Source organism: Enterococcus italicus (assembly GCF_023743875.1).
Taxonomy (GTDB): Bacteria; Bacillota; Bacilli; order Lactobacillales; family Enterococcaceae; genus Enterococcus_G; species Enterococcus_G italicus.
The window spans coordinates 1-11,038 of record NZ_JAMRVB010000001.1; the positions used below are offsets into that span (position 1 = coordinate 1).

General features: G+C 41.4%; 8 protein-coding genes, 2 tRNA genes, 1 riboswitch and 1 other annotated feature. Of the genes, 7 read left to right on the forward strand and 3 right to left on the reverse strand.

Annotated features, from left to right (window positions below; genetic code table 11):
* Nucleotides 1-20 precede the first annotated feature (20 nt).
* The 5 genes from NE257_RS00005 (at nucleotide 21) to NE257_RS00025 (ending at nucleotide 3,885) form a co-directional block, all read left to right on the forward strand.
* Nucleotides 21-108: transfer RNA gene (locus tag NE257_RS00005), tRNA-Ser, on the forward strand.
* 9 nt (nucleotides 109-117) lie between these two features.
* A tRNA-Glu gene (locus tag NE257_RS00010) sits at nucleotides 118-189 on the forward strand.
* 80 nt (nucleotides 190-269) lie between these two features.
* Nucleotides 270-359, forward strand: a riboswitch (SMK box riboswitch).
* Nucleotides 357-1,547: a methionine adenosyltransferase gene (metK, locus tag NE257_RS00015; RefSeq protein ID WP_007209207.1), complete on the forward strand. Its 1,191-nt coding sequence runs from the start codon at nucleotides 357-359 to the stop codon at nucleotides 1,545-1,547. It overlaps the preceding riboswitch by 3 nt.
* 70 nt (nucleotides 1,548-1,617) lie before the next feature.
* The gene (locus NE257_RS00020; protein WP_007209206.1) at nucleotides 1,618-3,096 is read left to right on the forward strand and encodes an MDR family MFS transporter; all 1,479 of its coding nucleotides are present in this window, start codon (nucleotides 1,618-1,620) and stop codon (nucleotides 3,094-3,096) included.
* 12 nt (nucleotides 3,097-3,108) lie between these two features.
* Nucleotides 3,109-3,885, forward strand: coding sequence for an alpha/beta hydrolase (locus tag NE257_RS00025; protein WP_251855270.1), 777 nt, complete (start codon nucleotides 3,109-3,111; stop codon nucleotides 3,883-3,885).
* A 155-nt stretch (nucleotides 3,886-4,040) separates the two neighbouring features.
* Here NE257_RS00025 and mnmM read toward each other — a convergent pair whose 3' ends face one another.
* Genes mnmM through NE257_RS00040 form a run of 3 tightly spaced genes read right to left on the reverse strand, consistent with a single transcriptional unit; the run spans nucleotide 4,041 to nucleotide 6,248 of the window.
* Nucleotides 4,041-4,604 carry a tRNA 5-(aminomethyl)-2-thiouridylate-methyltransferase MnmM gene (gene mnmM / locus NE257_RS00030; protein WP_251885509.1) on the reverse strand — a complete coding sequence of 188 codons (564 nt, stop codon included), beginning with the start codon at nucleotides 4,602-4,604 and terminating at the stop codon, nucleotides 4,041-4,043.
* Nucleotides 4,579-5,565, reverse strand: coding sequence for a tRNA modification radical SAM protein MnmL/YtqA (mnmL, locus tag NE257_RS00035; protein WP_251885510.1), 987 nt, complete (start codon nucleotides 5,563-5,565; stop codon nucleotides 4,579-4,581). The genes mnmM and mnmL overlap by 26 nt, the downstream gene beginning before the upstream one ends.
* Nucleotides 5,566-5,582: 17 nt before the next feature.
* A complete protein-coding gene (locus NE257_RS00040; RefSeq protein WP_251850926.1) occupies nucleotides 5,583-6,248 on the reverse strand; it encodes a phosphatase PAP2 family protein in 666 nt (221 codons plus the stop codon).
* 214 nt (nucleotides 6,249-6,462) lie between these two features.
* On the opposite strand from NE257_RS00040, the gene NE257_RS00045 reads away from it, so the two are divergent.
* Together NE257_RS00045 and leuS are read left to right on the forward strand one after the other, a co-directional pair.
* The gene (locus tag NE257_RS00045) at nucleotides 6,463-8,190 is read left to right on the forward strand and encodes a muramidase family protein (RefSeq protein ID WP_251885511.1); all 1,728 of its coding nucleotides are present in this window, start codon (nucleotides 6,463-6,465) and stop codon (nucleotides 8,188-8,190) included.
* Between the two features lie 54 nt (nucleotides 8,191-8,244).
* Nucleotides 8,245-8,449 (forward strand) — a binding site (T-box leader).
* 55 nt (nucleotides 8,450-8,504) lie between these two features.
* On the forward strand, nucleotides 8,505-10,919 hold the full coding sequence (gene leuS, locus NE257_RS00050; protein WP_251885512.1) for a leucine--tRNA ligase: 2,415 nt from the start codon (nucleotides 8,505-8,507) through the stop codon (nucleotides 10,917-10,919).
* Nucleotides 10,920-11,038 lie beyond the last annotated feature (119 nt).

Below are 11,038 nucleotides of genomic sequence, written 5' to 3' on the forward strand. Positions count from 1 at the left end.
GTTTCAAATATTTTGGTATTGGGGAAGTACTCAAGTGGCTGAAGAGGCGCCCCTGCTAAGGGTGTAGGTCGGGAAACTGGCGCGAGGGTTCAAATCCCTCCTTCTCCGTTTTAGCATGGTCCGTTGGTCAAGCGGTTAAGACACCGCCCTTTCACGGCGGTAACACGGGTTCGATTCCCGTACGGATCATTGAAGCATTCATCTGAATGCTTTTTTTTTTGCTTTCAAATGAAATATGCGCTATTTCAATTAGAAACGTGGTATAATCATTTCGTTGCAAGTTCCCGAAAGGATTCGCATATGAACGAATAGCGAAGATGCCTTGTAACCGAATCGAAATTTAGGGGGAATAAAAAATGTCAGAAAAACATTTATTTACTTCAGAATCTGTTTCTGAAGGACATCCGGATAAAGTGGCTGATCAAATCAGTGATGCTATCTTGGACGCAATCGTTGAAAAGGATCCGGAAGCTCGTGTGGCCTGTGAAACATCTGTAACAACTGGCTTGGTTCTTGTTTTTGGTGAAGTATCAACGAAGGCTTATGTCGATATTCAAAAAGTTGTCCGTCAAACAATCAAAGACATTGGCTACACTAGAGCCAAATATGGCTTTGATGGTGATAATGTGGCTGTCTTGGTTGCATTGGATGAGCAATCACCAGATATTGCTCAAGGGGTCAACGAAGCGTTAGAAATTCGTGGTACACAAGGCGATAAATTAGATGAGATTGGAGCAGGAGACCAAGGCTTAATGTTTGGTTTTGCTGTGGATGAAACACCTGAGTTAATGCCGTTACCAATTGCTTTGAGCCATCGTTTGGTCCGTAAGTTAGCAGAATTAAGAAAATCAGGTACCTTGGATTATCTTAGACCTGATGCAAAGTCACAAGTAACAGTAGAGTACGATGAAAATGAAAAACCATTACGTGTGGACACAGTTGTCATCAGTACCCAACATGACGAAGAAGTTTCAAATGAAACGATTCGTAAAGATGTGATTGAACAAGTTATTCAAGAGGTCATCCCGAATAAACTATTGGATGATCAAACAAAATATTATATTAATCCTACTGGCCGGTTTGTCATTGGTGGACCTCAAGGGGATGCTGGTCTGACAGGACGAAAAATTATCGTTGATACATATGGTGGGTACGCTCGCCATGGTGGGGGAGCATTTTCTGGTAAAGATGCGACTAAAGTAGACCGCTCTGCTAGTTACGCTGCTCGTTATATTGCCAAAAATATTGTTGCAGCTAAATTAGCAAGTAAAGTTGAAGTGCAATTGGCCTATGCTATTGGAGTGGCTCAGCCTGTTTCAATCAGTATTAATACGTTTGGAACTGGAACAGTGGCTAATGATAAATTGATTGCAGCCGTGCGTAAGAACTTTGATTTACGACCAGCAGGGATTATCGAAATGTTAGATTTGCGTCGTCCTATTTACAAACAGACGGCTGCATATGGACATTTTGGTCGTACAGATATCGATTTGCCTTGGGAGCAGACTGACAAAGTTGATGCGCTAGTGGCAAGTGTGAAGGAATAAAGAGGCGACTTCTATTAAGTAGTTATTTCTTAATAGAAGTCTTTTTTTATGCAATTTTTTGGAGGATGAGATGGAGAGAAAAACGAATATTAAAGCAGTCACAGCAGCGGTGTTTGTGGCAACATTTATGACTGCAATCGAAGGCACCATTATTACAACGGCAATGCCAACAATTGTTGGGTCGCTTAAAGGTATTGAAATTATGAACTGGGTGTTTTCGATTTATTTATTGACGAATGCGATGCTGACACCTGTATATGGGAAACTCGCTGATATGATTGGCAGAAAGCCCGTCTTTTTATTTGGCACGGCTATCTTTATGATTGGTTCTGCTTTGTGTGGCATGTCGTACTCTATGGTGCACTTGATTATTGCGCGAGCGATTCAAGGGATTGGTGCGGGTGCAATGATGCCGGTCGCGTTCACAATTATCGCCGACTTGTACTCGGCTGAGAAGAGAGGAAAAATTCTTGGGTTAACGAGTACTGCATGGGGGGTCGCAAGTGTTGTAGGCCCGCTGGCGGGTGGTATCGTGGTCGATCTCTTTAGTTGGCATTGGATATTTTTCATCAATGTGCCAATTGGTTTTGGACTGATTTGGTTAATAGGTAGGTATTTAATTGAAGAGAAACGACCTAAGACCAATAAGAAAATGGATATGCTAGGCAGTCTGATGTCGATGATGATGTTGATGTTCTTTTTAATTGGCATTCAGTATTTAGGTGACGAAGGGTTGTCGTTACGAGTCGGTATGTTTTTCTTAATTAGTCTAATTGGTTTAGTCGTATTTATTCAAGTTGAGAAACGGGCGGAGGATCCATTGATTTCTCTTGAGTTGTTCCGTAATCGTACCTTTGTCGTCGTGAATTTGGTTGCGGCGCTAGTTAGTGGCTTTCTGATGGGAGTGGAAGTTTATATTCCAATGTGGATGCAAGGTGTATTGGGAATGAGTGCAGCGATTGGTGGCTTGATCTTGGCACCGCAGTCGATTATGTGGGTGTATGGCTCATCAGTTGCTAGCAATTGGCTAACTATTTTTTCATTACGAAAAAATCTACTCATTGCACTACTTGTTACCTTGATTGGTGGGACATTATTATTTTTGATGCCATTTGCAACTCCATTTTATATTTTTTTTGTAATTTCAGCTGTGATAGGCACTGGGATGGGTGCGACAATCGTCATAACAACGGTCAGCGCACAAAACAGTGTCCCTCACAAACAACTAGGCGTCGCAACGTCGTTCAATACACTCGCTAAAACGTTGGGGCAAACGATGATGATTGCGGTCTTCGGTATTATTTTTAATGCTGCGACTGCGAAGGAATTAACAAAATTGACGATTGCTGTTCCAGAAGATGCAATGAATCAATTGGTGAATCCTCACACGGCTAAATTATTGCCGACAGAGTCTCTACAAGCACTGCGACATGTTTTGTATCAAGGATTGCATAGTATTTATGGAGTGGCTATCTTATTGGTCATCGTAGCTATTGTTTCTGCTCTTACATTAACACAAAAAACTGGTACAATAAGAACAAACAAATAAGCAGGTGATAAGATGGCTTTTTTACAAGCGAATATTTTTTCAAATGTATTGCAAATGGAAGTAATGATTAATGTCATTCTTCCTCAAAAAACAGAAAAAGCATACGGAACGAATCAAGTGGGGCAAACGGAGGATCTTCCTGTTATGTATCTCTTACATGGGATGCATGGCAATCATAGTGTCTGGCAAAGACGAACATCGATTGAACGGTATGTTGCAGATAAAGGGCTAGCTGTGATTATGCCATCCACGGATTTGGGGTGGTATACAGACACGACGTTTGGCATGAACTATTGGACCTTTGTCTCGGAGGAACTGCCACGTATTTGTCACGAGCTATTTCCGCAATTAACGAAAAAAAGAGAGAAGACATTTGCTGTGGGCTTATCAATGGGCGGCTATGGCGCTTTAAAGTTAGGGATGCGCTGTCCAGAATCATTTGGGGCCATTGCCTCTCTGTCGGGTGCTTTGGCGCTGGCAGAAATGCTGGAGCAATTTGAAGAGTTACCCAATCCGGCGTATTGGACGGGTATCTTTGGCGATGTGCAGCAATTTAAAGGATCAGAAAATGATCCAATTCATCTAATAGAGGAAGTCAATTCCGCACACGCGCCCCGAATTTTTGTTTGTGTAGGTACAGAAGATCCACTTTACCCTGCTAGTCAATATGCAGTACAAAAGATGCGAGCAAAAGGCTTAGAGGTGACATATGAAGAAGGACCTGGTGCACACAATTGGGAGTTTTGGGATCATTGGATTCAGCGCGTATTGACATGGTTAGAAGAATAAAAAATGTTTATGTGCACCATTTAAACGTATTTAAGTAACAGAAAAGCAAAAAGACTAGAAAATCCAGAAGTTATTTTTCAAACATTTGGATTTTCTAGTCTTTTTTGCCACTCAGATTTAGCAGCGTTAAGGTAAATTTATCATACGCGCTTTGGTTATTTTTTTTCGATACAAAATAAAATTGGTGGAGCATTACGCTGGTTGATAAATTGATAGGTCATCACTTGGTATTCTTCTTGTGGTAACGTCTGACAAAAAGCTTGTACGTGATCTAGCTCCTCTTGACCACCAGGATGACCATAATATGCAACAAGCAAGATCCGGCCACGCTTAGCAAGAACAGGGAGCATTTGCTGGATGGCTGCTAGAGTATGCTCACTATGAGTAATAATCTGTTTGTCACTACTTGGTAAATAACCTAGATTAAAGATGGCTAGTTTAAGAGCAGTTTGCTTTGGAAAGTACTGAGTAAATTGCTCATGTCCGTCATGGATTAAAGTCGTACGATCTAACAAATCGGCTGCGAGTAGCCGTTGTTCGGTCGCGATGAGTGCTGGCTTTTGGACATCAAAAGCAAAAACATGACCAGTTGGCCCAACTAGCTGGGCCAAGAATGCTGTATCATGACCATTGCCCATCGTAGCATCGACGACACAATCTCCAGAAAAGATGATTTCTTTGGCTAATTGATGACTATAGGTTAAGGCTGTGGGTAGCATAGTGCGTATCTTCTTTCTTTTGATAGAATTTTCCTTGGAAACTCTCTCTTTTCTCTAATTCACGATCAATCGCATTCAGTACTTCCCACTTTTGAAGACTCCACATTGGCCCGATAAGAGAATCCCAAGGCGCATCGCCAGTCAATCGATGGATGATGATGTCTTGCGGGATGAGTTCTAATTGATCGCAAATAAGGGAAACATAGGTCTCTTTTGAAAGTAGTTGCAAACGTCCTTCATGATAATCGCGAATCATGCGAGTATTGCGCATCAGATGGAGCAGATGGAGCTTGATGCCTTGTATATCTGCATCGTGAATGGTGCGTCGTACATTTTCAACCATCATGTCATAGGTCTCACCAGGTAGACCGTTAATGAGATGCGTACAGACGCGAATGCCATGGCTACGAAGCTTTGCCACACCCTCAAGATAGGTGTCGTAAGAATGTGCACGATTGATGAGCGTACTTGTTTGTTCAAATGTTGTCTGTAAGCCTAATTCGACCCACAGATAAAGTCGTTCGTTTAATTCTGCTAAATAGTCGACCACCTCATCAGGCAAGCAGTCAGGTCGTGTACCAATTGATAGCCCGACGACGCCAGGAAGATTGACGACTTGTTCAAAGCGCTCACGAATTACTTCCACGGGAGCATGTGTATTGGTGAAGTTTTGGAAATAGACGATGTATTGTGCGACACCCGGCCATTTTTGATGCATCTGGTCGATTTCTTTGTAAAATTGTTGAGGGAGTGGATCATGTGGGGCGACAATCATATCACCAGAACCAGAGACACTACAAAATGTACAGCCACCATGTGCTACGGTGCCATCGCGATTGGGACAATCAAAACCACCATCGATGGGCACTTTAAATAATTTTCCGCCAAATTCGTCACGTAAAGCACCGTTCCATGTGTGGTATCGTTTGCCGGAACTATCAAGGTACGTATAATCGCTCATATGAGCTGCTCCTTCTTTCATTTTTGTTTTTGTGTAAAGCGCCAAATAAATTGTTTTTCTTTAAAGAGAGGATAAGTGAAGCCAAGCCAAACAAGTCCTTCTGAATAGCCCGCCAGAATATCGCTTGGATAATGCACGCCTAAATATATGCGACTAGTCCCGATACCAATAATCAAAAAGACACAGATGATGCGCAGTAGCCATTTGACCCAATTGGTTTGAATGAAAAAAGGAATCAATAAAAAGAGTGTTCCATAAAAAACCATGCTGCCGTTTGCGTGACCACTGGGGAAACTGTAGCTGTTTTCTGTTACTAAGTGCACCAAAGATGGGCGTTCTCGCGTGAAGAAAAGCTTGATAAGGAGATTAAAGATAGCAGCGATGCCGATGACCCCTAAGCTAAGCCACAGTGCTTCTGCATATTTTTTCCAATACAAAAATAAACCAAGGATTGTGACAAATAAAATTGAAACCGTAGTCGGGTTCCCGAATTTAGTGACCCATAGGAAAAAAGGGTTCCAGTTAGGATAGTCAAAGCGGATTATTGCCGTCCCTAGTTGGTCAAATGAGTTTAGCCACTGTGGATAAAACTTCACCACATAGCCTAAAAACATAAATAACAATAAAAAACAGCTCGCAGTAAATTGACTATATAATTTTGTTGTTTGTTGTGGTGTTTGCATGCAATAATTCCTTTCAAATTTACGTGTATTCATTATACCATAGCTTAAAAAGCATAAGTCAAACTTAGCTGACCACTTTATGCAATCATTATTTATTACAATCGAATCGTTTAGATTACAAAGAAATTACATTTAAGAAAATCTAAAGTTTAAGCTTTTATTAAGGATTGATTAAAGTTATACTGAAAATAGTTTCGAGAAAAATGGAGGGGAAATGATGAAAGACGCGCAATCTCGTAAAACCATACATAACAAGCCAACTAAAATAGCCACTCGCTATCAATCGCTCAGACATCAAGTAGCAATAGTAGGGACAGCTGTGACAGCTTGCTCGGTACTCGTACCATTATTGCCAACTAAAGTTGTTTTAGCAGATACAAGTGGCTATACATCATCAACAACGAGTCAAACTGCATTTATCAATACCATAGCTGCTTATGCTGCCCCTATTGCTCAAGCCAATGATCTATATGCTTCGGTCATGATTGCTCAAGCAATTGTCGAAAGTGGCTGGGGACAGAGTGCATTAGCACAAGCACCAAACTATAATTTGTTCGGGATTAAAGGAAGTTACAACGGCCAAACAGTCTATATGAATACAAAAGAGTTTTTAAATGGTCAATATGTAACAAAGAATGAGCCGTTCCGTCAATACCCCTCTTATGCAGAATCTTTTCAAGATAATGCCAATGTACTAAAAACGACCTCGTTTGGTGGTAGCTACTATTATACAGGCGCATGGAAAAGCAATACAACGTCATATACAGATGCGACCGCTTGGTTAACAGGGCGCTATGCTACTGCCCCTAACTATGCGACTGTCTTGAATCGCGTAATTGCTCAATACAATTTAACGCAATATGATTCACCAAGTACGACGAGAACAAGTACAACGAGCACTACCAACACGACAACAAACACAGCCGCGCCAACAACTACAACGACAACCTATACAGTAGTGAAAGGCGACTACTTAAGCACAATCGCCAACAAATACGGCGTGACCGTAGCGCAGTTGAAATCCTGGAATAATTTAAGCAGTGATTTGATATTGATTGGCCAAAAATTGAAAGTGAATGCAACAACGAGTGTCGCAAGTACAAGTACAACGAGTACTACCAACACGACGAAAAATACGGCCGCATCAACAACTACAACGACAACCTATACAGTAGTGAAAGGCGACTACTTAAGCAAAATCGCCAACAAATACGGCGTGACCGTAGCGCAGTTGAAATCCTGGAATAATTTAAGCAGTGATTTGATATTGATTGGCCAAAAATTGAAAGTGAACGCAACAACGAGTGTCGCAAGTACAAATACCGTAAGTACAAGTACAGCGAGCACTACCAACACGACAACAAATACAGCCGCGTCAACAACTACAACGACAACCTATACAGTAGTGAAAGGCGACTATTTAAGCAAAATCGCCAACAAATATGGTGTGACCGTGGCGCAATTGAAATCGTGGAATAATTTAAGCAGTGATTTGATATTGATCGGGCAAAAATTAAAAGTGAACGCAACAACGAGTGTCGCAAGTACAAATACCGCAAGCACTACCAACGCGACAACAAATACAACCGCGTCGACAACGACAACCTATACAGTAGTGAAAGGCGACTACTTAAGCAAAATCGCCAACAAGTACGGTGTGACCGTAGCGCAGTTGAAATCATGGAATAATTTAAGCAGTGATTTAATATTGATTGGCCAAAAATTAAAAGTGAACGCCACAACGAGTGTAGCAAGTACAGCAAGCACGACAACTGTCTCAACAACAACCACTACAACTTCAGCGAAGACTTACACAGTCAAAAAAGGGGATAGTCTTTGGAAAATCGCCCAAGCACATGGTTTGTCAGTGAGCGCGTTAAAATCAGTTAATCAATTGTCTGCGGATATTCTTTTAATCGGACAAACATTGAAATTAGGGTAAGTCATTGAACTTTTTTTCTAAATTTGGTAGACTGTCATCAGATACAACTTCATACCTATCACGTTGATAAGGAATAGTAGAATGGTTTGAATCAGTAGAGAGCATATGGTTGGTGGAAATATGTGGGCAAACATTCGAACTCGCCTTAGAGTGTTATTTTCTGAATTTATGTAGGAAAATACGGTCGTTCCGTTATCACGTGGAGCCTTTGTAAAAAGGGAAAATAGGTGGTACCGCGTAAATGTAAAACGCCCTATAAGAAGCTGATGCTTCTTATAGGGCGTTTTTAGCAATCATAAAAAGGAGTGGCGAAAGTGAGCTATAATCACGAAGAAATCGAAAAGAAATGGCAAAAATACTGGGCAAAAAACAATACGTTTAATACCCATGATGATCCCCAAAAGCCAAAATTTTATGCACTAGACATGTTTCCATATCCGTCTGGTCAAGGACTACATGTGGGACATCCAGAAGGCTATACAGCAACAGATATTTTAGCGAGAATGAAACGAAGTCAAGGGTACAACGTATTACACCCAATGGGATGGGATGCATTTGGCTTGCCAGCAGAACAATATGCCTTGGACACAGGGAATGATCCAGCTGAATTCACCAAAAAAAATATTGAAACCTTCCGCCATCAAATTAATTCACTCGGTTTTAGTTATGATTGGAACCGTGAAATCAATACGACAGATCCAGAGTATTACAAATGGACACAATGGATTTTCACCAAATTATATGAAAAAGGGCTCGCTTATGAGGCTGAAGTAGCGGTAAACTGGGTTCCTGAATTGGGAACAGTTATTGCAAATGAAGAAGTTATCGATGGCAAGAGTGAGCGCGGAGGCTATGATGTAGTGCGTAAGCCAATGCGCCAATGGATGCTAAAAATCACAGCCTATGCGGATCGTTTGTTAGAAGATTTGGAAGAGGTAGACTGGCCAGAAAGCATCAAAGAAATGCAGCGCAACTGGATTGGTCGTTCTGTAGGGGCGAATGTGACTTTTTCAGTAGACGGTACTGACAAAGACTTTACAGTATTTACGACACGTCCAGATACATTATTTGGTGCAACGTATGCTGTACTTGCGCCTGAATTAGACTTGGTGAAAGAAATTACGACACCAGAGCAAAAAGCAGCGGTGGATGCGTACATCGAAGAAGCAGCGAAAAAATCCGATCTTAACCGAACAGATCTAGCAAAAGAAAAAACGGGTGTCTTCACAGGTGCGTATGCGATTAACCCAGTGAACCAAAAAAAGATTCCCATTTGGATTGCTGACTATGTACTTGCTACGTATGGTACAGGGGCAATTATGGCTGTACCAGCGCATGATGAACGTGACTATGACTTTGCCAAAGTATTTGGCTTAGAGATTATTCCAGTCTTAGAAGGTGGCGATGTGACACAAGCAGCCTTTACTGGTGACGGTACACATATCAACTCAGGCTTTTTAGATGGTTTGAACAAACAAGAGGCCATTGATACGATTGTCAGCTGGTTAGAGGAAAAACAAATTGGGAAAAAAGAAGTCAGCTATCGCCTAAGAGATTGGTTGTTTTCTCGTCAACGTTATTGGGGGGAACCAATTCCAATTATCCATTGGGAAGATGGGACAGCGACGACAATCCCAGAAGAAGAATTACCATTACGATTGCCAGTAACGAAAGATATCCGTCCAAGTGGCACAGGAGAGTCACCACTGGCCAATATCCATGATTGGGTCAATGTCGTTGATCCTAAGACTGGTAAAAAAGGTCGCCGTGAAACCAACACTATGCCGCAATGGGCAGGAAGCTCTTGGTATTTCTTACGCTACATCGATCCCCATAACAAAAAAGCTTTGGCTGACTATGACAAGTTGACACGCTGGTTACCAGTGGATATTTATATTGGTGGGGCGGAACATGCCGTTTTACATTTGCTTTATGCTCGTTTCTGGCATAAATTCCTATATGATTTGGGTGTAGTACCTACCAAAGAACCTTTCCAAAAATTATTCAATCAAGGCATGATCTTAGGTGGCAACAATGAAAAAATGTCCAAATCAAGAGGAAATGTGGTCAATCCAGATGATGTCGTGACACAGTATGGAGCAGACACGCTACGGATGTATGAAATGTTCATGGGGCCTTTGGATGCATCGATTGCTTGGAGTGAAAATGGCCTAGAAGGTAGCCGTAAATTCCTCGAACGTGTTTGGCGCCTAATTGTCGATGAAGAGGGCAAATTACGCGATCGCATTACGACGATTAATGATGGCTCATTGACGAAAGTCTACAACCAAACGGTGAAAAAAGTGACAGAAGACTATAACCAACTGCACTTTAATACTGCCATCTCACAAATGATGGTCTTTGTAAATGAAGCATACAAAGCAGAATCATTGTGCTACGAGTATGTTGAAGGATTTGTGCAACTATTGGCGCCAATTGCTCCACACATTAGTGAAGAGCTATGGGAGGTGCTAGGAAACAAAGACGGTATTTCTTATGTTGCTTGGCCAACATTTGATGAGGCAGCACTAGTAGAAAATGAAGTTGAAATGGTTATCCAAGTCAATGGTAAAGTGCGCTCGAAAGTAACGGTCGCTCTAAATGAAGACAAAGCAATAATCGAAAAACTAGCGACGGAAGATGCGCTCGTTCAAGACTTTATTAGTGGTAAAACCATTCGTAAAGTAATCGTTGTGGCCAATAAATTAGTCAATATTGTTGCTAATTAAAGAGGCTGAGATATTTTGCTACAAAAAAAGACCAGGAAATCCAAAAGTTGGTTCTCAAACTTTTGGATTTCCTGGCTTTTTGTTGTCGTTACTAATTGCTTTTAAACGATCGTCTGAAA

Coding starts and splice junctions, on each gene's coding strand:
- metK (WP_007209207.1), top strand. CDS start 357: ATGTCAGAAAAACATTTATTTACTTCAGAATCTGTTTCTGAAGGACAT.
- NE257_RS00020 (WP_007209206.1), top strand. CDS start 1,618: ATGGAGAGAAAAACGAATATTAAAGCAGTCACAGCAGCGGTGTTTGTG.
- NE257_RS00025 (WP_251855270.1), top strand. CDS start 3,109: ATGGCTTTTTTACAAGCGAATATTTTTTCAAATGTATTGCAAATGGAA.
- mnmM (WP_251885509.1), bottom strand. CDS start 4,604: ATGCTACCCACAGCCTTAACCTATAGTCATCAATTAGCCAAAGAAATC.
- mnmL (WP_251885510.1), bottom strand. CDS start 5,565: ATGAGCGATTATACGTACCTTGATAGTTCCGGCAAACGATACCACACA.
- NE257_RS00040 (WP_251850926.1), bottom strand. CDS start 6,248: ATGCAAACACCACAACAAACAACAAAATTATATAGTCAATTTACTGCG.
- NE257_RS00045 (WP_251885511.1), top strand. CDS start 6,463: ATGATGAAAGACGCGCAATCTCGTAAAACCATACATAACAAGCCAACT.